Source organism: Rhodopila sp. (genome assembly GCF_965276935.1).
Taxonomy (GTDB): Bacteria; Pseudomonadota; Alphaproteobacteria; order Acetobacterales; family Acetobacteraceae; genus Rhodopila.
The window spans coordinates 565,207-590,255 of sequence record NZ_CBDIBS010000004.1 but is presented as its reverse complement, the minus strand read 5'-3'; the positions used below and the strand labels follow the sequence as shown (position 1 = coordinate 590,255).

At 62.6% G+C, this 25,049-nt stretch carries 20 protein-coding genes and 1 pseudogene; 15 read left to right on the top strand and 6 right to left on the bottom strand.

What is annotated here, in order from left to right; genetic code table 11:
• Window positions 1–40 precede the first annotated feature (40 nt).
• Entirely contained in the window at window positions 41–1,351 is a 1,311-nt protein-coding gene (locus ACQY4S_RS19040; RefSeq protein ID WP_428486792.1) for an aspartate aminotransferase family protein, read from the top strand.
• A 152-nt stretch (window positions 1,352–1,503) separates the two neighbouring features.
• Here ACQY4S_RS19040 and ACQY4S_RS19035 read toward each other — a convergent pair whose 3' ends face one another.
• The gene (locus tag ACQY4S_RS19035; RefSeq protein WP_428486791.1) at window positions 1,504–3,594 is read right to left on the bottom strand and encodes a hypothetical protein; all 2,091 of its coding nucleotides are present in this window, start codon (window positions 3,592–3,594) and stop codon (window positions 1,504–1,506) included.
• A gap of 450 nt (window positions 3,595–4,044) precedes the next feature.
• Here ACQY4S_RS19035 and ACQY4S_RS19030 point away from each other — a divergent pair, with 450 nt between their 5' ends.
• Window positions 4,045–4,236 carry a transposase gene (locus tag ACQY4S_RS19030; RefSeq protein WP_428486790.1) on the top strand — a complete coding sequence of 64 codons (192 nt, stop codon included), beginning with the start codon at window positions 4,045–4,047 and terminating at the stop codon, window positions 4,234–4,236.
• Between the two features lie 720 nt (window positions 4,237–4,956).
• Here the strand turns inward: ACQY4S_RS19030 and pcaG are convergent.
• Window positions 4,957–5,490 (bottom strand): protocatechuate 3,4-dioxygenase subunit alpha, encoded by a 534-nt coding sequence (pcaG, locus tag ACQY4S_RS19025; RefSeq protein ID WP_428486789.1) that lies wholly within the window; start codon window positions 5,488–5,490, stop codon window positions 4,957–4,959.
• Complete coding sequence (locus ACQY4S_RS19020; protein ID WP_428486788.1) at window positions 5,491–6,198, bottom strand: protocatechuate 3,4-dioxygenase subunit beta; 708 nt, start codon at window positions 6,196–6,198, stop codon at window positions 5,491–5,493. It lies immediately after the preceding gene.
• Window positions 6,199–7,013: 815 nt separating this feature from the next.
• On the opposite strand from ACQY4S_RS19020, the gene ACQY4S_RS19015 reads away from it, so the two are divergent.
• From ACQY4S_RS19015 to ACQY4S_RS19005, 3 genes are all read left to right on the top strand, one after another.
• Window positions 7,014–9,272 carry a cellulase family glycosylhydrolase gene (locus ACQY4S_RS19015; protein ID WP_428486787.1) on the top strand — a complete coding sequence of 753 codons (2,259 nt, stop codon included), beginning with the start codon at window positions 7,014–7,016 and terminating at the stop codon, window positions 9,270–9,272.
• A 154-nt stretch (window positions 9,273–9,426) separates the two neighbouring features.
• A complete protein-coding gene (locus tag ACQY4S_RS19010) occupies window positions 9,427–9,882 on the top strand; it encodes an IS1/IS1595 family N-terminal zinc-binding domain-containing protein (RefSeq protein WP_428486786.1) in 456 nt (151 codons plus the stop codon).
• Window positions 9,816–10,148 carry an IS1 family transposase gene (locus tag ACQY4S_RS19005; RefSeq protein WP_428483390.1) on the top strand — a complete coding sequence of 111 codons (333 nt, stop codon included), beginning with the start codon at window positions 9,816–9,818 and terminating at the stop codon, window positions 10,146–10,148. The genes ACQY4S_RS19010 and ACQY4S_RS19005 overlap by 67 nt, the downstream gene beginning before the upstream one ends.
• Window positions 10,149–10,416: 268 nt before the next feature.
• Here ACQY4S_RS19005 and ACQY4S_RS19000 read toward each other — a convergent pair whose 3' ends face one another.
• Window positions 10,417–11,403 carry a hypothetical protein gene (locus tag ACQY4S_RS19000; RefSeq protein ID WP_428486785.1) on the bottom strand — a complete coding sequence of 329 codons (987 nt, stop codon included), beginning with the start codon at window positions 11,401–11,403 and terminating at the stop codon, window positions 10,417–10,419.
• 96 nt (window positions 11,404–11,499) lie between these two features.
• Between ACQY4S_RS19000 and ACQY4S_RS18995 the strand changes: the two genes are divergently transcribed.
• The 9 genes from ACQY4S_RS18995 to ACQY4S_RS18955 all read left to right on the top strand — a co-directional run bounded on the left by ACQY4S_RS18995 (window position 11,500) and on the right by ACQY4S_RS18955 (window position 21,733).
• The gene (locus tag ACQY4S_RS18995) at window positions 11,500–13,116 is read left to right on the top strand and encodes a hypothetical protein (RefSeq protein ID WP_428486784.1); all 1,617 of its coding nucleotides are present in this window, start codon (window positions 11,500–11,502) and stop codon (window positions 13,114–13,116) included.
• Between the two features lie 74 nt (window positions 13,117–13,190).
• Complete coding sequence (locus ACQY4S_RS18990) at window positions 13,191–14,264, top strand: IS4 family transposase (RefSeq protein ID WP_428483734.1); 1,074 nt, start codon at window positions 13,191–13,193, stop codon at window positions 14,262–14,264.
• Window positions 14,265–14,565: 301 nt separating this feature from the next.
• Window positions 14,566–15,639, top strand: coding sequence for an IS4 family transposase (locus ACQY4S_RS18985; RefSeq protein ID WP_428483734.1), 1,074 nt, complete (start codon window positions 14,566–14,568; stop codon window positions 15,637–15,639).
• A 418-nt stretch (window positions 15,640–16,057) separates the two neighbouring features.
• Window positions 16,058–17,128 carry an alcohol dehydrogenase gene (locus ACQY4S_RS18980; protein ID WP_428486783.1) on the top strand — a complete coding sequence of 357 codons (1,071 nt, stop codon included), beginning with the start codon at window positions 16,058–16,060 and terminating at the stop codon, window positions 17,126–17,128.
• A complete protein-coding gene (locus tag ACQY4S_RS18975; RefSeq protein ID WP_428486782.1) occupies window positions 17,128–18,159 on the top strand; it encodes an NADP-dependent oxidoreductase in 1,032 nt (343 codons plus the stop codon). Before ACQY4S_RS18980 ends, ACQY4S_RS18975 begins: the two co-directional genes overlap by 1 nt.
• A gap of 702 nt (window positions 18,160–18,861) precedes the next feature.
• Complete coding sequence (locus ACQY4S_RS18970) at window positions 18,862–19,014, top strand: hypothetical protein (protein ID WP_428486781.1); 153 nt, start codon at window positions 18,862–18,864, stop codon at window positions 19,012–19,014.
• 173 nt (window positions 19,015–19,187) lie between these two features.
• Entirely contained in the window at window positions 19,188–20,042 is an 855-nt protein-coding gene (locus tag ACQY4S_RS18965; protein WP_428486780.1) for an LLM class F420-dependent oxidoreductase, read from the top strand.
• 77 nt (window positions 20,043–20,119) lie between these two features.
• Window positions 20,120–20,842, top strand: a complete 723-nt coding sequence (phbB, locus tag ACQY4S_RS18960; protein WP_428486779.1) for an acetoacetyl-CoA reductase — start codon at window positions 20,120–20,122, stop codon at window positions 20,840–20,842.
• 96 nt (window positions 20,843–20,938) lie between these two features.
• A complete protein-coding gene (locus ACQY4S_RS18955) occupies window positions 20,939–21,733 on the top strand; it encodes a class I SAM-dependent methyltransferase (protein ID WP_428486778.1) in 795 nt (264 codons plus the stop codon).
• Window positions 21,734–21,799: 66 nt separating this feature from the next.
• Here ACQY4S_RS18955 and ACQY4S_RS18950 read toward each other — a convergent pair.
• Window positions 21,800–22,366 (bottom strand): annotated as a pseudogene (locus tag ACQY4S_RS18950) (transposase).
• Window positions 22,367–22,605: 239 nt separating this feature from the next.
• On the opposite strand from ACQY4S_RS18950, the gene ACQY4S_RS18945 reads away from it, so the two are divergent.
• The gene (locus ACQY4S_RS18945; RefSeq protein WP_428486777.1) at window positions 22,606–23,376 is read left to right on the top strand and encodes an SDR family NAD(P)-dependent oxidoreductase; all 771 of its coding nucleotides are present in this window, start codon (window positions 22,606–22,608) and stop codon (window positions 23,374–23,376) included.
• Window positions 23,377–23,611: 235 nt separating this feature from the next.
• On the opposite strand, the gene ACQY4S_RS18940 is transcribed toward ACQY4S_RS18945, so the two are convergent.
• Window positions 23,612–24,946 carry an MFS transporter gene (locus ACQY4S_RS18940; protein WP_428486776.1) on the bottom strand — a complete coding sequence of 445 codons (1,335 nt, stop codon included), beginning with the start codon at window positions 24,944–24,946 and terminating at the stop codon, window positions 23,612–23,614.
• Window positions 24,947–25,049: the final 103 nt, after the last annotated feature.

Sequence of the window (25,049 nt, the reverse complement as noted above, 5' to 3'; positions counted from 1 at the left end):
ATCCGCAGACTGCGGCTGTTAGCCGATTGCGGGGACAAGAATGACCCAAACCGCCTTGCGCAACGCCGACATCGAGGCAGCGCTGAACGACGCCAGGGAAGACTACGTCACCCGCAAGCCGCGCAGCCTTGCGCGCTATGTTGAGGCGACCGCCGTCATGCCAGGCGGAAACACCCGCACGGTGCTGCACTACGCGCCGTTCCCGCTGGCGATGGCGCGTGGTGAGGGCTGCCGGCTGTGGGACGCCGATGGGGTCGAGTACATTGACTTCCTCGGCGAATACACTGCTGGCCTATATGGGCATTCACATCCGGTGATCCGAGCCGCGGTGGACTGCGCGCTGGACGACGGCATCAGCTTCGGCGCCTCCAACATGACCGAGGCGCGCTTCGCCCGCGCCGTCTGCAAGCGCTTCGGGTTGGACCGGGTGCGCTTTACCAACTCCGGCACCGAAGCGAACCTGCTGGCGATGTCGCTCGCCTGCATCTTTACGCGGCGCAAGACCGTGCTGGTGTTCAACGGCGGCTATCATGGCGCGGTGTTTGGCTTCGCCGGCGGCGGCTCGCCGATCAACGTGCCGTTCGACTACGTGGTGGCGCCGTATAACGACCTCGCCGGCACCCAGGCGCTGATCGCGGCACACGCCACCGACCTCGCATTGGTGATCCTCGAGCCAATGATCGGCAGCGGCGGTTGCATCGCGGCCTCAGGGCCATTCCTGACGATGCTGCGGGCCGAGACGACGCGCGTCGGCGCGCTGCTAATCTTCGACGAGGTAATGACGTCGCGGCTCGCACCCGGCGGCTTGCAATCGGTGGTGGGGGTGAAGCCGGACCTGACTACGTTCGGCAAGTACATTGGCGGCGGCATGTCCTTCGGCGCCTTCGGCGGACGCGGCGAGATCATGGACCTGTTCGACCCCAGGCGGCCCGATGCGTTGCCGCATGCCGGCACCTTCAACAACAACGTGCTGACCATGTCGGCCGGTCTGGCGGGACTGTCCGAGGTCTACACGCCACAGGCCGCCCTCGCTCTGAACACCAGGGGTGACCGGCTGCGGGAACGGCTGAACGCGGTTTGCCAGGCTGCCGACGCGCCGCTGCAATTCACCGGCATCGGCTCAATGCTGGCGGTCCACACGATGCGCGGACCAGTGACGTGTCCCGAGGACGCGGCGAAATCCGATCCAAAACTAAAGGAACTATTCTTCTTCGACATGCTGGCGCACGGCATCTGGCTGGCGCGACGCGGCATGATGACCGTTTCGCTGCCGATTGGTGATGCCGAATGCAATAGGCTGGTGGCGGCAGTGGAGGAATTCCTTTCAGCTCGCCGGTCGTTGCTGAGGTAGGCGCGCCGGGCCGGCCGGCGAAGGGCGGCCATGACGTCGAAGGTATGGCATCCTGCTGCAAGCACTGCGCTGTTTGATCAGCGGGTCCTTTGGCGACGATACAATCGTGAAGAAGGTCCGCGCCGACGATATGGTCGGCGCGGCACGGTTTTTTAGACCTGCGATAGAACCGGCATCGCCGCGGCGTGCAACGTGTTGGCCATGGCGGATGTCATCATTGGCACGGTGGCGGTCTGATCCCACGCCGATCCAGTGCCCGACGTGGACGTTCCAGATGCCGGAGCCGGCACCGGAAAATCGGCAACGCTCATGCCAGACCCTGCCGCGCCGCCACCCTGCGCGACCGCACTGGTGGATGCGACAGTTGGGGCCGGGCTGCCCGACGGGATGAACATCATCCCGTGCGGTGAGTTTAGCCCGGTGATAACCGGGGTCAGAGTGCCCGTCGTCGGGTCGAGTTGATCGATCGCATTATCGCTACCGACCGAGACGTAGATGTCGTTGGTGTGCAGTTCGGTCACGTCGACCTTCAGCACGTCGTTGGCGCCAGCGTTTGAAATCACGAACGTGCCCGACGTCGTCGTCGGAACGATGGCATCATCCAGACCGGAGCTGCCGGCTGGTAGCGTGACGAAGCTGGCAGTCTGCTGCGCCGTACCTGGGTGAGCGATCACGGTCAGCGATGCATCATGATCACTGGTCAGGATCAGCGAGCCGTTCGGCAGCGTTTTCAGCGAGTCCGGATCGGCCACGGGAAGCGGCTGATTGGTCTGCCCGGTGGTCAGGTTGGTGCCCGTGTCGCCAAGACGCAGGATCGAGGTCGTGGTCAACGTGCCGGAGGGATCGTTGCCATTGTCCAGCATCTGAACAACCGAGTCACCCAAGTTGACCGGATTGGTATGGCTGACGAAAACCTTGCCGCCGTCAAACGCAACATCGTCATAGCCGGTCGAGGAGTTCGCGCCATACACATATCCCGAATCGTATGATAGCGGCCCGCTAACGCTGTTGTCGGCGGGATTGATCAGATAGAGGTTGGAGTTGGCGTCCTGGTTCTTCAGCGCGAAGACCATGGCGCTGACCGGGTCGAACTTCAGGCCGTCAATGCTTCCCGGCAGCGATAGTGTGGCCTGCACGTTGCCGCTCATGTCGTAACGAACGATCGTGCTGCTGCCGCCATTCGGCAGCTTGCCGGTGCTGTCCGCGCCATTGCCGTATTCGATCCAGATGGAATCATCCCCCATGGTGACGGAATCCGGCTGAGTGGCATTGCCGACATCCGCGCCAAGCGCGAAGATGCTGGTGCTTTGCACCGTCGGATCGTCGTTCGCGCTTGGCACGAAGCCCAGGCCATGCGAACCGGAAAGCCCGGTGATCAGCGTGGTCTGCGCGCCAGTCTGCAGATCCACCTGCACGATCTCGGTGCCGACGGACGCATAGGCGTCGCTCGTGTTGAGGCCCGACACGGTATAAGCCTGAATCTGGTTGGTGCCGGCGTTGGATACGTAGAACGTTCCGGTGCTGGAAGCAGGTATTATCACGTCGTCAAGCGAGGAACCAACAGGCAAATTCTTCAATTGCACGAAACGCTCGGACTGCGCCGCCGTGCCGGGATCGCTGATCAGTGTGAATGCGTTGTCTGAGCCGCTGGTCAGAACCAGACCGCCGTTCGGGGTCGATTTCAGCGAGTCGGGATCACTCAGCGGAATCGGTTGGTCCGTCTGACCGGTCGTGATGTTGGTGCCGGTGGCGCCGTCCGACAGGATGTTGCTGGTGATCAGCGTGCCGAGCGGCTGATCGTCGTTGACAAGCTTCTGCACGACCGCGTCGCCGCTGCCCGTCGGATTGGTGTAACTGAGATAAACGCTGCCATTCAGGAAGGCGACGTCGTCGTAGCCTCGGGTTGCGCTGGTCACGCCATATGACAGCGGGCCGCTGATCGTGCCGGTGTTCGGATCAATTAGGCTTAGGCTGGAGTTGCCATCCTGGTTCTGCAGGGCAAACAGGGTTCCGGTGTTAGGGTCGATCTTCAGACCATCCGCCGAACCGGCGATCGTGTAACTGTTCTCTACCTGGCCGCTCAGGCTGTAATGGACGATTGTGCTGGAACCGCCGGCGCCGGTCGAGTCGGCGCCGTTACCATATTCGGCCCATAGGGCGTCGCTTCCAATCGTGATCGAATCGGGTTGCGTCGCACCGTTCGCACCGGTGGCGAACACCGCGCTTTTGTCAACAATTGCCATTTGCATGATCCTTTGCCTTTGCAGCCTCGACCTGGAGATTGCATCCGGAAGAAGCGCCGCGGCATCTCGCACTAAACAGTTGGGAAAGTAAACGACAGCGCTATGAAGGTTAAGAGACGATAAAAACTGTCATTCAATTGAAATATGATTGGTGTGCTTCAGTGAAACTAAATTTCATTAAAGCTAAACAGTCACACTCTATCATCTGTTGCCTTGCATAGAGGCGCAGGAGGATTTGCGCGGGCAAAGGACTGTCCGCTGAGTCTGCCCGTAATTCTGTGTGCGAAGCATAACCAACGACAATGAGCATATTACGCCGAGCAAAGCTAAGAAAGTAGACCGTGACGTAGCAAAGCTGCCATCGATCCTGAAGGAATTGGTGGACTTGTTCTTGACGGGTCTAATGACGGGCGAACGATCAACGCGGCGGGTATTGCGTTCAAGACGGCGTTGATCGAGGCGTCGCTGAATGCGGAACTGAGCCATCATCTTGGCAACATGCTCGGCGCACACAAGCCTGAGCAGACCACCAACCATCGCAACGGGGGCACCAGCAAGACGGTGCTGATCGGGGATGCCACCCTGCGGATCGAAACCCCGCGCGACCGGGAGGGCAGTTTCGAACCACTGCTGTTGCCCTAGCCGCGCGGCGTTCGCCTTCCCCACCCGCGCCCATAACCGGCGATAGAATGCGCCCAACGCGGTGTCGGTTCGACCTACCGTGCTGGCGGCGAGCCGCAACAACGACGCAGCCCGATTGCTGGTGCGCCGCGTTTTCGACGACAGCACCTTTCCTCGAGATCTTATTATGCGATACGAGCCCCAACCAGGACGTGAAATATTTGGCGCTCGGCCAAGCTGCCAGGGCTGGTGCCACACTTTCCGACCAGCTTGAGCGCCAAGTAAGGTCCTACACCATCAATCTGAGTCAGGTCGCCGCCAAGGATCACCTGCGGGGCTTCGCGGGCATTGAACGCCAGAGCATTCCGGCTGGCGGGTACTTTGTCGGGCGGGAGCAAGCTTGTTCGCCGGTAGTACCGCGCTCTTCTTGAGCCGCTGCAAGATTGCCTCAACCTGCTGGTCACAGGGGGTTACCTTCGTCTGATAGACATCGTACAGGTCAAGCGCCTGGGTCAAGGTATCCTCTTGCCGGTAGTTACCGTTTAGCGCCTGGCTGGCAATGCCATCGCTTGGCTTATCGGATGCCCCTCGTGCTGTGCCTCGACATAGCGACAGCGAACTGTCTTTCACATAGTCTGGAAAACTTACGTGTCGAGGTTGTGCGCAGTTGGTATTGCACAGGCATTCAGGCTTCGAGTGGATCCGGCCATTTCTCCCTTGGCGGCGATACCACCGGAGTATTCATAGTTCCATGAACACCGTCTCGTTATCGCCTTGCAGCCGGATGTCCAGCGTCCAGACACGAGGTGAGGCCGCATGCGCAATCAGGGTGCGACGGCGCGCCGGGTCCTCGATCAGCGACAGCACCGGGTCCGTCTCGTTCAGCGGTTCACCCTCGAAATACAGCCGCGTCGTAAGGCCGGTGAGCAGCCCGCGCGCGAAGATCGCGATCGCTACATGCGGCGCCTGCTGCGCATTGCCCAGGCTGGCGACGGGACCGGGCATCAACGTCCTGAAGTGGAAGCGGCCAGTCGCGTCAGTGCTGGACCGCCCGTAGCCGGGAAATATATCTGTCGTTGCTGGACTGGTCTGCCAGATCTCGATTGCCGCATCGGTGACCGGTTGACCAGCTCCGTCGGTGACGACGCCGGTCAGCACGATTGTATCCTCTAGCGTGTCCCCGCCCGCGCCAAAGCGCAACAGATCCGCCCAGTCCGGGTCCTCGATCAGGTGCCAGAACGGGCCGATCGTCTGACTGGCGGTGGCAACAGGCATTTACGTCAACTCCCGTGGCGTGGCGTCGCGGCCGCGCAGGACGAAATCGAACCGGTATCCCAGCGCCCATCCGGGCGCGGTGATGTGGATGTCGAACTTCGCCACCAGGTGTTCGCGGGCAGCCGGTTCCGGCGTTGCCATATAGATCGGGTCGAGCGGCAGCAGCGGATCGCCAGGGAAATACATCTGCGTGATGATGCGCGTGCCGAATCCGGTGCCGAACAAGGAATAATGGATATGGTTCGGCCGCCAGGCGTTGTCATGGTTCCGCCATGGATAGGCGCCCGGCTTGATGGAGGTGAACTGATACCACCCGTCCGCGTCGGTAAAGACCCGGCCGCCGCCATGGAAATTTGGGTCCAGCGGCGCATCGTGCTGGTCCCCCGGAAGGGCGTAGCGGCCGGCGGCGTTCGCCTGCCAGATCTCGATCATGGTGTGCGGCACCGGGCGGTCGTCTTCGTCCACGACCTTGCCGCGCACGATGATGCGCTCACCGATCGCCGGCCTGCCATCCAGCGTCGACAGGTCGGACAGGCACCCGAAGCGGGCGGCGTCGAACCGCGGGCCGGTCGTCTCCGTCACCGAGTGCGGAATGCGCAGGGTCGGGCGCACCGGGTGGCGCAGATGGGTCCTGCCGTACGACGGCGTGTCGTTGCGCGGCTGGCTGCCAGGGGAAGGCGGGCGGAAGGGTGCGAGATCCGGCATCATGGCTCCTCCTGTCCTCGTCCGGCACGGCGCGGCGTCCTGAACGCGGATTAACTGGTCGAAAGACCTCTGGATTATCCGACGCATCCTTGCAAATATGCAAACCATCGCTACTCCCGGTCAGTGACCGTCCCATCCATCCTCGCAAGCAAGCCCTCTCCGACAACAGCTAAAGACACTCCTAGGTCGCCACACCCGCTCGGCCGTCAGATCGCAGGCTCAGGCTGAACATGGGGACGAAGCCGGATGGCGTGACGGACGATCGCCTCAAGACGCGCGGCCCTGGCGCTGGCCAAATGCGTGGCCCATGCCATCACCTGGCACCATGCCGTTCTGCCGCGGCCTGATTTGACAGATTAATTCAGCTCTACTTCACAGGATATGTCGAAATAATAATCAAAATGAGCTGGTTTAGATGGCCTGGCCGCGCTTTCTGTAGGCCAGACTGAGTAGCCAATTAGCCAATGCACATCTAAGAATATCGCCGCGTAGAACATAATCAAATAAGCTCATTTTCCTTTTTTCTCGGGTCATCCACAATATGATTATGAGAAACTGATATGTTTCACCTATGAAACCGACCAAATTGTTGTGAACTTTAAGTCTGACCGTTACGTCAAAATTGTTCGACAACGAGCTTTCCTATTCCAACGTTACTTTCATGGAGGTCCGATGTCAGGATCGACAATATATTATGAGACCACTGTTAATCCCGACACCAGGACCGTCGTAGCGGTGAGCAGAGCCTATGCCGCCGACGGCGCGGCAAGCCATTTAGCGGGATCTGTGGCGTCGTTCATGGATGCGGGGTGCGTGCGATGACCGCCAATAGCCTGCTATCACCTGGCTATCTTTCAACCCGTGGCGCCCAGGTTGTCGATGCGAACGGCGATCCGGTCAGCCTGGAATCCATCGCCTGGTTCGGTACGGAGGGACCTTCCGGCAGCACTCTTACCGGCTTATCGAGCAACAATCCCAATGATGCCTCCACCGCATCCGAAATAACCGCATCTCTGGCAAATATTGTCAACGAAGGCTTCAACACGCTTCGCATTCCCTGGTCGGATGTAAACCTCACGACTTCACTCCCGATGCTGCAAGCCGTTGTCGCCGACGCCGGACAGCTTGGCCTGAAGATCATCTTCGATCATCACGACGACGACGGCCACTACAGCCAGCAAGGCAACGGCCTGTGGTATGACAGCGGCGGCGCCTCCGGCGGAACCGACGGCAATGGCGACACCGGAACCATCACGGCCGCGCAGTTCCAGGCCGACAGTGTCACGCTCGCCAACGCCTTTGCCGGCAATTCCACGGTCGTCGGTTTCGATCTGGACAATGAGCCCTTTATCGGCGGGACAGGTGTTTCCCAGGCGGTCAACTGGGGTGGTGGCGGTCCGAACGACATTTTGGCCATGTACAACACGGTCGGCTCCGCCGTCGAAGCCGCCGATCCGGGCGCGCTGATCGTCGCCGAGGGACCACAGAATTGGGGCGGCACGCTGTTTAACGGCTCCAGCGGCCTGGCGCCGGAGGGCGACCTGTCACAGGCCGCCGCCATGCCGGTCACGCTGACCGCCAACGGCGACACGGTGGCCAACAAGGTGCTGTATTCGGTACACGAATATCCCTCGACGATCGGCGGCGAGCCGACCGATTCCGGGGCTTCGTATATCGCACAGATGAACGCGGCCTGGGGTTACTTGGAAGCTAGTAACACCGCTCCGGTTTGGATCGGCGAGATAGGGGCGTCGCTGGATAACACCGGCACCGACAGTTCAACCGGGGCGAAGCTGGCAGACGAGCAGGCGTGGGCGGCGACCATTGTCTCTTATCTGAACGGCCAGGATGCCGCGGCAGGCGGGCCGAGCGTGAAGACCGGGTTTGACTGGTGGGCCAATGGAACAACGTCCGGCGGCGCTCCCGACGAATACAACTCAGGCGTCAATGGCACGGTTCAGCCAGGACAGCAGGCCGTCGTCGGCCAGTTGCTGACCTACAACAACACGACAAATATGCCCGCCGCGACCGCCGCCCCGGCCACTGCCCAGAACCCTGGGTTGACCGCCTCGCCAAACGACACGACGCTGATGGCGGGATCCTCCGGCTCGGTGGTTGACGCACAGGGCAACGCCTGGACCATCACCAGCAGCGGGCAAGTGGCTTTGAACGGCGCGGCCGATCCGACCACGGCGAACGTGACGGAACTCGCCTACGCGAACGGCCTGATCTGGCAACAGAATACCGCTCACCTGTGGTGGTCGAAAAGCCAGCCTTCCGCCGCCTGGGATCCGTCGGCGGGGCCGTCGAATAGTCCGGTGCCGCCGGCTGCCACCACCCCAAACTCGAACGACAGCGTTATCAACGGGGCAGGCCAGACCATCACGGATGCCGCTGGCAACCAGTGGGCGATCGACGGTTCAGGCCAAATCACGTTCAACGGCGTCGCCGATACCTCGACCGCGAACGTCATCAAGCTGGCCAATATCAACGGAACCATCTGGCAGGAGGACAGCGCCAATTTGTGGTGGGACAAGACAGCCCCGACCGATCCCTGGGGACCCGCCAATGGCACATCCACCAGTCCACTGCCCACAATCGATGTCGCCGCCGGATCGGGCGCCACCTCGATCAACGCACTGCAGCCCGCCACGCACGTATTCCCTGGCGCCACGGTGTCGGTCACCGGGCCTGGGGTAGCCTACGTGACCCTGGGATCGACCTCGGACGTCCTGCAGTTCATCGGCACGGAAAGCGTAACGATCGTCGGTGGATCGGCCGCTTCGACGGTTTCGGCGGATGGTGGCGCGAACACCTTCAACGTCGGATCAGGCGCCATGACCGTCACCGGCGGAACCGGCGCCGACGCGTATCTGACAGGCATTGGCGGCGGTGCGTTGACCGTGACCGATTTCGATGTGGCGAAGGGCGACACGATCTCGATCGATCCGGCGCTGCGGGGATCGATGACAACCGCCCCGGATCGGGACGGTGGAACGATGATCGGCTTTGGCAGCGTGGCCGGACCGATCGACCTGAAAAGCGTGACCGTTGCACCAACAGTGCAGCCAATGTGAGTCCTCGCTTGGACTGCCAAGATAACCGCGAAGACTGTTTGCAATAATACTAATCCGCTTTCAGGCTGGCTTCAAAGCCTAAAAGCGGTGAGAGTTCTAACTTGAGATATCTGCCAGCTTTGCTAGACTGACGGTTTTTGGGCTGGAGGCTGTAATGTCTGCGGATGGTTTGAACTGCAAGCAGTGCGGAGGATTGGACTACATCAAGAGCGGCACGGTGCGCGGCCACCAGCGCTACCGGTGTCATCGCTGTGGCTGCAACTTCACCGATACCCCGTTGCGGGGCAAGCCGCCTGCGATGAAGGCGCTGGCTATGCTGCTGTATGGCATGGGCAACATGAGCTTTAGCATGATCGGACGCCTGCTGGGTGTCAGCGACGTGGCGGTGCTGAAGTGGGTGCGAGCCGAAGCCTCCGCCTTGCCGGAGCCTGAGGTAGCGGCGCAGGTGATCACGGTCGAGGCGGACGAGATGTGGCACTTCATCAAAAAAAGTCTGCCAAGCTGTGGGTCTGGCGCGCCTATGACGTTGATACACGCCGCGTTGTGGCCTGGGTTCTGGGTGGGCGTGATGATGCAACCTGCCGCCGCCTGCTCGACAAGGTCGGCCTGAGCGGCAAGACCTTCGTCACCGATGATTGGGAGGGTTACCACCGGCTGATCCCGGAGGATCAACTGTTCACCGGCAAGGACTTGACCTTCCCCATTGAGCAGGACAACAGCAACGTCAGGCATTATCTCGCTCGCTTTCGACGCAAGACCAAGGTCGTGTCCAAGTGTCCCACCATGGTCGATCTGTCACTGCGCCTGCTCCACCACCTGCAAGATCCGGAAAACTATGCCACTTATGCCAAGACGTTCTTGGCTATCTTTGGTTAGAACTCTCAAAGCGGTCTGCCGTGTACGCAACAACATTGGATTTCATGTCATGGCCGACACAGGTTGGCCATCCGTGCGCCTGGCGGAGCACCATTGCACGCGGACAGCACAAGTAAAATGTTTCGTAATTATATCTATCGATCAATGTTGTTGCTGGCTCTTATTCGTGCTGAGCGGAGCGTTCAAAGCACGTGAATCATGCGATCAAACAAAGAGCTAGACCGCCTTCAGGCTGCACAGTCAGCCCGAAGGCGGTCTAGCGAAAGTTTCAGGCTCTCACCAGCCGCCGGATCTGATGGTGCTCGCTGTCGCCGACCATTATGGCGCCATCGGACGCGACCACCGCGCCATGCGGACGGGCGAGGTCGGAGGCAATGGTCGTCACGATCCATGTCCGTGCGTCAATCAGCCGGATCGCCTGGTTTTCTGTATCGACGACAAGGATATTGCCGTCCGTATCGACCGCCATTTCCTTGGGTGCGGCGAACACGGCGTCGCGGGCGTCGCCGCCATCGCCGGCGTAGCCGCGCGCGCCGGTGCCCGCCACGGTTTGGATGATGCCGTCACGGATGCAGCGGATGCAGCTTCCCTGCCGCTCCATCAAATACAGTGCGCCATTGGGGGCGAAGGCCACGGCGCGCGCGCCAAATACCGCCGCTTGTGATGCAGGCCCGCCGTCGCCGTCGTGTCTCGCCTCCCCGGTGCCGGCGAAGGTCTCGATGGTACCGCTGACAAGGTCCACCACGCGCACCCGGTGGCCGGCGACGTCGGCGATGAACAGCCGCGTCTGATCCGCGTCCAGGGCCAGACCGTTGGGCTCCAGCAGGCCGGCCTGAGCAGCAGGGCCGCCGTCGCCGCTGTACTGGCCGGACCCATCGCCAGCCAGGGTGGTAATGATCCCACCGGCATCGATAACCCGAACCCGGCCGTTCAGGCGGTCGGCCACGAAGACCTGCCCGGTGTGGTCAGTGGCGAGGCCGTAAGGCTCGCTCAGCCGCGCCTGCGTCGCAGGTCCGCCGTCGCCGCCGAAACCTTTCTCGCCGCTGCCGGCAATCGTGGTGATCACGCCCGTTCGGCTGTCAATCCGGCGGATGCAGTGATTGAACGTATCGGAAAACACCAGGCTGTCATCAGGCAGGAACGCCAGATCGAAGGGGTTGTTAAGGCAGGCATTCAACGCTGGCGATCCATCACCGGTGTAGCCCGGTTGCCCTGTCCCGGCGACGACAGTAGACCTCCAGACAGCGTTGCTCATGTGGCTTTCCCCGTTTTCATGCCCACCATGGTTGTCGAAGACGGCATGTCAAGCGTAGAGTTGTTTAATAAGGACGTCAGCCAATTAGGGAACCAAATGGATACGAATATCGCCATGGACTCCAGCCTGGACAGCAGCAGCGCTCGGGCGCTTTACGACAAGCTGGAGGACCGCTGCCTGATGCGCGACCAGCAGGGTGCCAGCGATGTGTACTACGACCTGGTCCGTGCCGGCCGACCACTGACGGAAATCATCGCCGCGGGCGTCCGCATCCATGCGCCCTACACGCACGTGCCGTATCACGAGCGGATGGACGACGGCTACCCGAACTTCGTCAACAACGACCATTGCCTGCTCAGTGCGCGCGCCACGCTTAACCTGAACCGCATGTTGCCGCCGCATATGGCCATGCTGCCGATGGCGCAGACCATCTGGTACATCCCGACCGGGCTGGATATCTGGAACCAGAAAATCAACAAGGCGCCTGGACACTACTCCCGCCAGCGCGGCAACATGGGCCATGTCGAAGCGCCGCCGGCACCCGAGGTATACTGGCCGGACCAGGCGCCGGTGCGGCAGGACGGGCCGTTGAACGAACGGCTGAACACCTGGATGACGCTGGTGCACCGCGGCCAGGTCATCGACGCCTACCGGATTTTTCTCGGGCTGATGGAGAACCAGGCGGAACGCAAGGAGGTGCTGGCGGAGATGTGCTTCGCCGGCCTGGCCGACGTGCAGGACCGGCTGTTGCACAATCGCTCCTTCACCACCGGCCACAAGGCGTACCGCGCCCGCTCCACCGTCGAGCTGGGCAATGCGCTGGGCTGGGACAACGCGCACGACGTGATCTATGCCGGGGCGCTGGATATCGCGGTCGGGCCGCGTTGGTACTCGACCTACGAAGTCGCCTGCAACTACATTAAGATGATGATCGAAGGCGAGACGCTGCGCGCGGTGCCTTATGGCGGCGTCAGCGAGGCCGAACTTGCGGTGCTGCGCAACCGCGAGCCGGTCGACCAGCAGGAAGCCGCGGACCTTGGTCGCGCCATCCTGCGCCAGGGTGAAATCGAGACCCTGGAAGCCTTGACCAAGCTGCTGAAGAGCGGCAAGGACCCGCGCCGTCTGCTGGACGTGATCCAGGTGACGGTGACGCAGATTGTCCTTGAAACGCAGGATGCGATGGCATTCAACATGCCGCACCATTGCTACGAGTATCAGAACACCCTGGCCTGGTTCTACGACACATTCGATCATCCGCGCCGCCTGCGGCTGCTGTATATCGCGGCGATGTTCGCCAACCGCGTGTCGCACCACCAGCAAGGCATCGGAGAGGTGCATCCGGTGCCGCTGCAGGTTCCCGCGGGAGCCGGCGGGTTGAGTGCGTCGCAGCTTCTCGATCGCGTGGAGAGCGCGATCTGTGCGCTGAACGGGCCGGAAGCGCTGGGCTGGACGCAGGCCTATTGCGACAACGTCACCGACCGCTCGCCGCTGGTGCAGCGCATCGCGCTGGCCGCCTGCAAGCTGGGCAACGATCCGCACAATCAGGAAATCGCCCAGTGCATGCTGATGGACTTTGGCACCAATCGACAGCCGGATCGCGACAGGCTGCTGCTGGCCGCGGCCTACCATACCGCGATGCACCGGAAGTACGGCGACCCGGCGGAGCCGTCCCGCCGCTTCGGCCGCGCGATGGGTGTGGCGGAGTTGCTTTAGGGAAGGCGGGGGCGGAGCCCCATAAGCGCTAGGATAGGATTGACACGGCACGTTTTGGCGTGATTCCGGGGCAGATGCAAACCGCATTGTTTCATCTGGATCATTGGCCAAGCGTCGTCGGCCACGTCTCTTCGCTGATTGATCTGGAGGTCAGCGCCCGGACGCACAAAGCCCTGGTGCGCAAACGTGGCGTGCGCAGCGCGGCCGACCTGCTGCATCTGGCTCTCCTCTACGGCCCCGGCAGGCTATCGCTGCGTGCGGTCGCCAGCCATGCCACCGAAGCCGGGATTGCCGATCTCTGTGACGTCTCGCTGCTGGATCGATTGCGCAATTCGGGTGATTTCCTGGCTGATGTGCTGGACCGGCTGCTGGCGGATCGTCGCGGCGACACGCCAATGGAGGGGCGCCTGCAACTCAACCTGGTGGATGGCTCCACGGTCTCGATCCCGGGCAGTAAAGGCAGTGACTGGCGGCTTCACGCGCGCTATGAACCGGCGCGCGGCTGTTTTACCGATCTTGCGATGACCAAGGCCGCCACGGCCGAAGCGCTCAGTTGCGTGGCGGTGCGGCCCGGTGATGTTCTGGTGCAGGATCGTGGCTATGCGCGGGTGCGCAACTTTGCCCATGCCCACGCCAACCAGGCGGACTTCATCACCCGGATCGGCTGGCGCTCGGTGAACGTGTTCGATGCGTCGCGGCAGGCCTTTGATCTGGTCGCGGCGCTGTCCGACAACGGCCCGTCGGTGGTGGAACACGCCGTGTCAATCGGCGCCGGCCGCGCCCCGGTGCGCGCGCGCCTGATCATCGCGCGCAAGCCGCCCGAGGCGACCGAGCGCCAGCACAAGAGGCTGCACCGCAAGGCCAGTCGCAAGGGCCACAAGACCGATCCGCGCACCCTGAGGGCGGCTGGATACATGATGCTGCTGACCTCGCTGTCGCCAGAACAGGCGACAGCGGCGGAGGTCGTGCGGCTCTACCGCATGCGCTGGCAGGTGGAACTCGCGTTCAAACGACTGAAAAGCCTGGGCGGCTTTGCGGCGTTGCAAGCAAGCGATCCCAAGCTCGCGCGCAGTTGGCTGCTCGCTCATCTCATCGCCGCCGTGCTGATCGAGACTTCGCTGGGCGAGGATCTCGGCTTTCCCCCCTGAGCCAACATCTGGCCGTGCAACCCGTCACGCCAGCCTTTGGCGGGTTTGGCAATCCAACCACCGCCGTCTGCAAGTGGCTCTGTTCGCACAACCCCGAAGACGCCGCAGCCTGGCGACCCGCAGAACGGCACGCAGGCGGCTGGCCGAGCCGCCCAGAAAGCGCCGCTGCCAAGACAAAGACGCTAAAAATGCCTTATCCTAGCGCTTATGGGGCTCCGCCCCTCGACCCCGGTAAGGGGCGACGCCCCATAAGCGCTAGGATAGGATTGACACGGCACGTTTTGGCGTGATTCCGGGGCAGATGCAAACCGCATTGTTTCATCTGGATCATTGGCCAAGCGTCGTCGGCCACGTCTCTTCGCTGATTGATCTGGAGGTCAGCGCCCGGACGCACAAAGCCCTGGTGCGCAAACGTGGCGTGCGCAGCGCGGCCGACCTGCTGCATCTGGCTCTCCTCTACGGCCCCGGCAGGCTATCGCTGCGTGCGGTCGCCAGCCATGCCACCGAAGCCGGGATTGCCGATCTCTGTGACGTCTCGCTGCTGGATCGATTGCGCAATTCGGGTGATTTCCTGGCTGATGTGCTGGACCGGCTGCTGGCGGATCGTCGCGGCGACACGCCAATGGAGGGGCGCCTGCAACTCAACCTGGTGGATGGCTCCACGGTCTCGATCCCGGGCAGTAAAGGCAGTGACTGGCGGCTTCACGCGCGCTATGAACCGGCGCGCGGCTGTTTTACCGATCTTGCGATGACCAAGGCCGCCACGGCCGAAGCGCTCAGTTGCGTGGCGGTGCGGCCCGGTGATGTTCTGGTGCAGGATCGTGGCTATGCGCGGGTGCGCAACTTTGCCCATGCCCACGCCAACCAGGCGGACTTCATCACCCGGATCGGCTGGCGCTCGGTGAACGTGTTCGATGCGTCGCGGCAGGCCTTTGATCTGGTCGCGGCGCTGTCCGACAACGGCCCGTCGGTGGTGGAACACGCCGTGTCAATCGGCGCCGGCCGCGCCCCGGTGCGCGCGCGCCTGATCATCGCGCGCAAGCCGCCCGAGGCGACCGAGCGCCAGCACAAGAGGCTGCACCGCAAGGCCAGTCGCAAGGGCCACAAGACCGATCCGCGCACCCTGAGGGCGGCTGGATACATGATGCTGCTGACCTCGCTGTCGCCAGAACAGGCGACAGCGGCGGAGGTCGTGCGGCTCTACCGCATGCGCTGGCAGGTGGAACTCGCGTTCAAACGACTGAAAAGCCTGGGCGGCTTTGCGGCGTTGCAAGCAAGCGATCCCAAGCTCGCGCGCAGTTGGCTGCTCGCTCATCTCATCGCCGCCGTGCTGATCGAGACTTCGCTGGGCGAGGATCTCGGCTTTCCCCCCTGAGCCAACATCTGGCCGTGCAACCCGTCACGCCAGCCTTTGGCGGGTTTGGCAATCCAACCACCGCCGTCTGCAAGTGGCTCTGTTCGCACAACCCCGAAGACGCCGCAGCCTGGCGACCCGCAGAACGGCACGCAGGCGGCTGGCCGAGCCGCCCAGAAAGCGCCGCTGCCAAGACAAAGACGCTAAAAATGCCTTATCCTAGCGCTTATGGGGCGACGCCCCTTAGAACCATTTAGTAGTGGGATTGGGGGAGAGAGGGCAACTCAGGGTTATCAACGCCTTGGTTGCCCCCTCTCCCCCAATCCCACCATAAGTGGGTTTCAAGGTCATCCGCCCTTGACGGGGTTCAGGGGCAGAGCCTCTGGCCTTGCTTAATTCACCTCAACCGCTATCCATTCCACGAACGATGGAGGAAACAATGCGCGCCTGGGCCGTGGTTGAAAACGGACAGCCCCTGAAGGAAATCGAGCTGCCGACGCCGGAGCCGCAGGGCACCGAGGTCCTGCTGGAGGTAACCCATTGCGGCGTCTGCCATTCCGACCTGCATATCTGGGAGGGCTATTACGACGTCGGCGGCGGGCAGAAGATGTCGCTAGTCGATCGTGGCGTGGTCCTGCCGCTGGCCATGGGGCACGAGATCATTGGCCTTGTGGTGAAGCTGGGGCCGGACGCCACCGGGGTGAAGGTCGGCGATCGGCGCATCGTCTACCCATGGCTCGGCTGCGGCCAGTGCGAGAAGTGCTTGGCCGAGGAAGACAACATGTGCGCGGTGGCGAACCGCAGCCTGGGTGTCTACCAGAACGGCGGCTATGGCACCCATGTGCTGGCACCCCACCCGCGGCATCTGATCGACCTCAACGGTCTCGATCCGGCGGTGGCCGCGACCTATGCGTGCTCCGGCGTTACTGTCTTTTCCGCCATCAAGAAGGCGATGCCGCTGGCACCAACCCAGCCGATCGTGCTGGTGGGCGCTGGCGGGCTGGGCCTGAATGCCATCGCCGTGCTGAAGGCTATGAAGCACGAGAACATCATCTCCGTCGATGTCAGCGTCGAGAAACGTGATGCGGCGCTGAAGGCCGGTGCGCACAAGGTGGTGGACGGCAGCGGCGATGGTCCTGCGGTGACGAAGCGCATTGTCCAGGCCGCCGGGGGGCCGGTCCTGGCGGTGATCGATCTGGTGAACGGCACCGCCACCGCACGCTTCGCCTTTGGCGCGCTGGCCAAGGGCGGCAAGCTGATCCAGGTCGGCTTGTTCGGCGGCGAGCTGATGCTGCCGCTGCCGATCATGGCGATCCGCGCGCTGACCATCCAGGGCAGCTATGTCGGCAATCCCAAGGAATTGCGCGAACTTGTCAAGCTGGCGCAGGACGGCGACCTTCAGGCCTTGCCGGTTGCCAGCGTTCCGCAGAGCCAGGCCCATGAAGCGCTGATGCGGCTGCGCGATGGTCAGGTAACCGGACGGCTGGTGCTGAAAGCCGAGGCAGCGTGATGGCCGCCGCCAGCAGCCCCTCTGGACTACGCCGCTCCATCGTCCTGAAGCGCCGCCCAAAGGGCGAGCCCAACGCTGATGATTTCGAGGTCCGGGAAGATCCGATTCCCGCACCCGCGGCGGGTGAGGTGGTCACCCGCACCATCTGGCTGTCGATCGACCCCTACATGCGTGGTCGCCTGCGGGAGGAGCAGACTTACGCCGTGGCGATCCAGATCGGCGAAGTGATGACGGGCGAAACCGTCGGCGAGGTCATCGCATCCGCTGACCCTGCGTTCAGCGCCGGCGATATCGTCGTCGGCTCACGCGGCTGGCAGACCCATTCGGTGACACCAGGAGACCGGCTGACCAGGATCAGCAAGGGTGCGGCGCCGCTGTCGGCCTATCTCGGCGTGCTGGGAATGCCGGGCGCGACCGCCTACGCCGGTGTCACGGAAATTTGCAAGCCGAAGGCCGGGGAGACCTTTGTCGTCTCCGCCGCATCGGGCGCGGTCGGTTCGGTCGCCGGCCAGGTTGCCAAGCGGGCAGGGGCCAGGGTGATCGGCATCGCCGGCGGGTCGGAGAAATGCCTGTGGGTGCAGGACAGCCTGGGGTTCGACGATTGCGTCGATCACCGCTCAATGGACCTGCGCCGCGAACTGCTGGCAGCATGCCCAAACGGGATCGATGGCTATTTCGAGAACGTCGGCGGCGCCGTGCAGACGGCAGTATTCGACCAGCTCAACCCGTTTGCCAGGGTGGCGATGTGCGGGATGGTGTCCCAGTACAACCAAACGGTCATGCCGCCCGGCCCGAACCTGGGCTTCGTCGTCGGCAAGCGGGTGCTGATCCAGGGCTTCATCGTCTCCGACCGGCCCGCCCGGCTGACCGAGTGGCGGGCAATGGCGGAACCGCTGGTGGCTGACGGTAGCCTCGTCTACCGCGAGGATGTCATCGACGGACTGGAAAACGCCCCTGACGCCCTGGCCGGCATCCTCGGCGGCCGCAACTTTGGCAAGCTGCTGGTCCGGGTGTCGCACGAGGGGGACTAACTAAGCCGCGCCGCAGGGAACTATTGGGTGATTGCTCCGACACGGTCACCTCTCCCGCCACGGCACGCGCAAATGGACCGCCGCTTCCCGTCATGGCGAAGGCCGCCATCCACGCCGTGTGCCAGGCATGGCACTGATCTTGAAGGTGCAAGTCCTGTATGGGGCGGATGACCGGAACCGTTAGCCAAAAGGTAATTGCGTCACCATAAGGTGGAGTGGAAAGGAAGCCGGCGGCAAACCGCGGCGCTGACGAACAGAAACCAGATAGCAGGCCGGTGTGGCGGGGTGACCCGGCGACAAATTGGAAAGCCCGATAATCATACGGACACCGCATCAGGTAAATCCGAAAGCGCTTACGGAAAGGAGCGGTGTCTTAACTCCGGGAGATGTCTCTGCCTCTCCGACCGGAGCAGAAGTTCGGCAACGGTGCCTGACACGCGGGGAGAAGTCAGCCGAGGCCACGGTAGCCCAGACCATCAGGCGAAGGGCTGAATTTGACAACCAAGGCATGCCCCTGCAAAGGCGGGGGAGCAGCTTGGGCCATTCGATGGTAAAGTGGCAGCAAGGCGGCGTGGGCCAAGGGGACTTCCTCGGCGCGGCCCTCGAGGCGGCGCTGCGCCACGGCGTCAGCGGGGCGGGCGGAACCGACCCGCGGCGCCCGCAGTGCCACAAGCGTCCACGGCATGGAACCAGGACCGAGCCTTGACGCAAAACCTGATGGAAGCGGTGAGCAGTGCTGAGAACCTAAACCGAGAGAGGGCGGTGCCCAACGACTGGTTCGACAATCTCGGGCTGGTCCAGATGGCAGGTCATCATGCCGCGTTGAACCGTGTCGGAAACCGTCGTGATACGTGACGACACGCCTGGTGGTGTGAGACGGGGGCACTGCGCGACTTCTCCGTACTCGAATTTTATGGTCTCGGCAAGCGCGAACGACGTGCCTACCTCCGCCATCACAGCGGGTGACCGCTGTGCCACATTTATCGCAGCCATTGGCCCAAAAGCGGTCACCGCCGGAGTAGCAAGACATGAAGTTCGGCGCCTCGATGTTCTTCACCGACTACTCGATAACCCCGGCCGTCCTGGCCCAGGCGCTGGAGGCGCGCGGCTTCGACATCGTTTGGGCACCGGAGCATTCGCACATCCCGCTCAGCCGCAAGACGCCGTTCCCGCTGGGGCCTGAACTGCCAAAACGTTACTACGACGTCATGGACCCGTTCGTCACGCTGACCGCTGCCGCGGCGGCGACCCAAACCCTGAAGATTGGCACCGGCGTCTGCCTGATTACCCAACGTGATCCGATCCAGACCGCGAAGCTGGTCGCCTCGATCGACCAGGTCTCTGGCGGCCGTTTCGTCTTCGGCGTCGGCAACGGCTGGAACCAGGACGAGATGGAAAACCACGGCGCGGTGTTCGAAACACGGCACAAGCTGGCGCGGGAGCGGATCGAGGCGATGAAGGCGATCTGGACCAAGGCGAAGGCTGAATACCACGGCGAATTTGTTGACTTCGGCCCGATGATGACTTGGCCTAAGCCGGTGCAGACACCCCATCCTCCCATCCTCATCGGTGGCGCCTTCCCCTACAGCGCTCGGCGTGCCGTCCGTTATGGCGATGGCTGGATGCCACAGACCACGGCTTCCAGCAAAACGCCGTTGACGGAGGTGATCCCGCGCTTCCGCCAGATGGCGGCTGAGGCGGGACGCGACCCGGCTTCGCTACGGATCGCAATCGGCGCTCAGCCGCCTGACCGCGCGCTGATCGAGAGCTACCGGACGCTGAACGTGGATACCGTCTCCACCAGCCTGGATCCCGCCAAGGAGGATGTCATTCTGCCAATCCTGGACCATTGGGCCGACATCATCCGCCGCGTCAACGGATGAAACCTGGCTGGGCTTTGCATGGTCGATAGAGATGGTAAAGAGTGCCTTGAATACGTCATAACAAACGGGAGGCAGCAATGGCACGCGTCGCATTGGTCACGGGTGGCACTCGCGGAATCGGATCGGCGATCAGTCTCGCGCTGAAGGCGCAAGGCCGAGCAGTGGTGGCGAACTATGCTGGGAATGATACGGCGGCGGAGGCATTTAACGCCGAAACCGGCATTCCGGTCATCAAGTTCGACGTCAGCAAGTTCGATGAGTGTGAGGCGGGAATTGCCAAGACCACCACTGAATATGGCCCAATCGAAATCCTGGTGAACAACGCCGGCATTACCCGCGATGGCACTCTGCTGCGCATGCGGCGCGACATGTGGGACGCGGTGCTCGATACCAACCTCGGCGCCTGCTACAACCTGTGCAAGCTGACGTTCGAGGGCATGCGGGAGCGGAAATTTGGTCGTGTGGTCAATGTCGGCAGCGTGAACGGCCAGGCGGGACAATATGGTCAGGTGAACTACGCCGCCGCCAAGTCCGGCATTCACGGCTTCACCAAGGCACTCGCGCAGGAAGGTGCGCGCTATGGCATCACTGTCAATGCCATTGCACCCGGTTATGTGGATACCGAGATGGTCCGGGCGGTGCCGGGTGAGGTGCTGCGCAAGATCGTCGCGAAGATCCCGGTCGGACGTCTGGGACACGCCGAGGACATCGCGCGTGGCGTAGCGTTCCTGACCGCTGACGACGCCGACTACGTGACCGGTTCAACGTTGTCGATCAACGGCGGCCAGCATATGTACTGAGGGATCGCCTGCTGTCGGGACATTATGGTTCGCCACGCGCGCACGAGCGTCCGTATAGTGCCGGCCGCCACGCGCGGAAAATGGAGCACGACGCCAATGGTCCAACAGCCCATTCGTTTTGATGATGGCAAGGCTTACGAGCGCGGAATGGGCATCTGGAGCCATCTCGCGGGCCAGGTTTTTCTTGATTGGCTGGCACCGCCTTTGGGCCTGCGGTGGATCGACGTCGGCTGCGGCAGTGGCGCGTTTACCGAGTTGCTTGTCCGGCGATGCGCACCCGCCGAAACACAGGGAATCGATCCGTCGGACGCACAACTTGCATTCGCGCACACGCGGCCGGCGACGCACGGCGTGACATTTCTCCAGGGCGACGCCATGGCATTGCCGTTCGACGGCGGCCGGTTTGATGCTGCCGTCATGGCATTGGTGATCTTTTTTGTTCCCGATCCAGCTAAAGGCGTCGCCGAGATGGCACGGGTGGTTTGTCCCGGTGGTGTGGTATCGGCATACGCCTGGGACATGTTGGGCGGGGGCTTCCCGTTTGATCCGATCCAGGTTGAACTGCGCGCTTTGGGTTTCACCCCGCCGCTCCCTCCAAGTCCCGAAGCGTCACGCACGGCGGCTCTGCGGGACCTGTGGACAGGCGCGGGCCTGGAGGATGTCGAGACACGCGAAGTCACGGCGCGACGGAGTTTTCCGGATTTCGAGGACTTCTGGAGCGCGAGCACGGCTATGGGGAGTATGCGACCAACGCTGGCCACGATGGCGGCTGGCGACGTGGAACAACTCAAGGCGCGGGTGCGAGCACGCCTGTCGGAGGACGCCGCGGGACGTGTCACGTACCAGGCGCGTGCCAACGCGATAAAGGGACGCGTGCCGAAGTCGGCCTGACCGTGACACCGTGGCAGGGTTCATGAGTGATCTGGTTGGCGCTGGCCGGCCATCGAATGCTCACCTTCAGCTAACCCCGGTAGTAGCTGGCACCGGGCTAGGCGTATCATCAATAAGCCAGATTGCGGCGGACGCGAGGTGAATGCCTGCGAGAAAGTTTCGTGGGGTCTTGTCGTAGCGTGATGCTATGGCTCTGAACTGCCTGAGTTCGGCGAAGAAAGAGCCTATCAGGTGGCGCGCTTTATAGAGGTCGCAATCGTAGTCCCAAGCCCGAGCGGCATGGCGGTTGCTCTCGGGCGGAATGACGGCCGTCTTGCCGGCCGCGGCCAACGGCGCGATCACCCACTTATCGGTATCGAAGGCCTTGTCGGCGATCAGTGTGTCGGCCGCCCAGTGATGGAAAACGCCTTCCAGATGCCCCACTTGGCCCAGCGACTGAAACGCAAATGGACCGAGACACCATCACCAAACCGCTCCGGCAGGTCACGAAGGAACCCCAGCGCGAAACCGGAAAAGCACTGCCTCGACGAACAACCGGTTATCCGCCGCCGTCACGCCAACCAAGCCCTAACGGCCGGAAAGAAGGTCAGGAATACGCTCCTGCTGATCGTCTCGAAGGCTATAACGTCGCATCGGTCAGCTCCCGAGAGGCTGACGCACTATCGAGCAAAGTTTCTGCCGCGCCGAAATCGCCTTATTTGATGACACGCCCCAATAGGGCTCTTCAAATCCGGCGTTTTCCATGCGACAAACGGTGGCGTATTGAAGCCGTGTACGGGAACACGGAAATCTTGGGTTTCTCAAAGGGCTAACCTTGGTCCTTACCGACATTTCTGTCCGTTCGTGCCTCAGCCCCCACAACAGAGGACGAAATGGCAAAAATCTTCATCACCGGATCGTCGGACGGGCTCGGATTGATGGCGGGTCGCCTTCTGGCCGAGCAGGGACATGAGGTCGTGCTGCATGCCAGGAGCGAGGCACGGGCCGAGGATACGCGAGTCGCGCTGCCGCAAGCCGAGACGGTCCTGGTTGGCGATCTTGCGACGCTCGCGGCCATGCGCGACGTCGCGGATCAGGCGAACAGACGGGGACGCTTCGACGCGGTGATCCACAATGTCGGGATCGGCTACCGCGAGTCGCGCCGCGTCGAAACGGTCGATGGGTTATCCCAGCTATGGGCCGTCAACGTGCTCGCGCCTTACGTGCTCACCGCGCTCATGCACAGGCCCGACCGGCTGGTCTATCTCAGTTCAGGCATGCACACCGGCGGCGAGCCGAACCTGGACGACCCGCAATGGTCCGGGCGCCGTTGGAACGGCAGCCAGGCCTATGCCGACACCAAGCTGCATGACGTGCTGCTCGCCTTCGGCGTTGGGCGGCGCTGGCCCGATGTGCTGTCGAATGCGCTCACGCCGGGGTGGGTGCCGACCCGGATGGGCGGCCCGAGCGCGTCGGATGACCTCGACCAAGCTCACCTGACCCAGGCTTGGCTGGCGGTAAGCAACGACCCGGCAGCGCGGATGACCGGCGGCTACTTCTACCACCAACAGCTCAGAGACGTGAAGCCGGCCGCGCGCGACCTCAAGCTGCAGGACCGTTTGCTCGATTACTGCCGCGAGATGTCGGGCGTTGCGCTGGCCTGAAGTGTCGGAGACCCGGCGCGGCCGGAACCAGCGAAGTACGTTCGTAATCGGTGGCATTTGGCGCTGACAGAACCGCGCCACTTGTCGGTAAGACCAACGCCCCTTAATGTTGATCATCCGGGCCAACGGCTGCTGATATCTTGTTGATTCGCGCACGGCGCCTCACCAAAGCCGCGCGCATACCAAGCAGCCCATCGGGCCGCTGGTATAACAGTCACAATGACCAGTTCAACCATCATCCAGGCAACGCTTCGCCCCTGGTCTCACGTGCGAACGGGATGACCAGCAGCCCGATGGCGAACGCGACCGCGGTGAGCGCGACCGGCGTCCCGAGCGTTCCCATCACAGCGACCGCGCCAGCAAGGCCGAAGTTGACGCCGGCGCCAATGAAGCGGCCGACCGAGGTGCAGAACGCGAAAGCGGTGCCACGGACTTCGGTGCCAAACAACTCCGGCAGCCAGAGGCTGAAGATCGCAAAGTTGCCGCCAAACAGGCCGAGGAAGAACAGCACCGCCATGAACGCCGGCAGTGCCGAACCGGTTGGCTGATAGAACGCCCAGCCGAATGCCAGCGCGATCGTGACCATCATACCGAAGTAGTACAGGGCCAACGTCGGGCGGCGGCCGACGCGCTCAGCGAGCCAAGGCGCGGCGACGCAGCCCAGGATGGTGCCGATTGAGAGCAGGCCGGTGCCGTAGGATGCCATCTTCACTGCGTCCGGTGCTGCCATTCCGGCTTTGCGGGAGAGGAATACGATTGCCGTCGGCTCATACACGGCGCCGGCCCAGAGGCCGACGATGGCGATGGTCAGCAGCGCCGACATGGTGATGGTGCGTCCAATATACTGTCGGTTGAAGATCACCGCCAACGGGTTGTGCCGTTTCACGGGCATCGCCTGCTCCTCCCGGTGGCGTTGCTCCCAGCGCTCCGGTTCCTTGACACCGAGCAGGGTCGCAATCGAGATCACGACAGGCACGAGCCCACAGAGGAACATGGCGCGCCAGCCGAAGGATGCGCCGACCGTGTAGTTCAAGGCCGCTGCAACGAAGAAGCCGAAGTAATAGCCGGTCTGCAGATACCCGGCGCCCATCTTGCGCCGGTCCTCTGGCCAAGCTTCGGCGACATAAGTGCCAGCCATTGCCCACTCGCCGCCCACGCCGATGCCCGCGAGGAAGCGGAACAGTCCGAGCAACCAGATATTTGGGGCGAACGCGGCGGCGCCCGTGAATACCGCATAGACCAGCACCGTTGCGGCAAGCGATCTGGTGCGGCCGAACCGGTCTGCGATCGGTCCCCAGATAAACGACAGACCCCAGCCCACCAGGAACACGCCGAACATGAGCGAGCCGACGTAGCCGATATTGGCGGGCGTCGCGGCAATGTTCGAGCGCGGCAGCAACTCCGTCAATGCCGGCCCCAGTACGAGCGCATAGATCACGGAATCCATGCCATCCAGCGTCCACCCGAACCACGCGGCCCAGAAGCCGACGATCTGCTGCCGGTTCAGCGGCGTTCGTGCATGCGCGGGGGGTTTAGAGGGTGCGATGCCGCGCGCTGTGCCATAGGACATTCCTGGTTCCTCCCGAGGGTCATTCTTCATGACCGTTGACACTCTGTCAGACGCCTATTCGCTTGTAATGGGCTTGGACGGTATTTCCATATCGCGCGAAAAG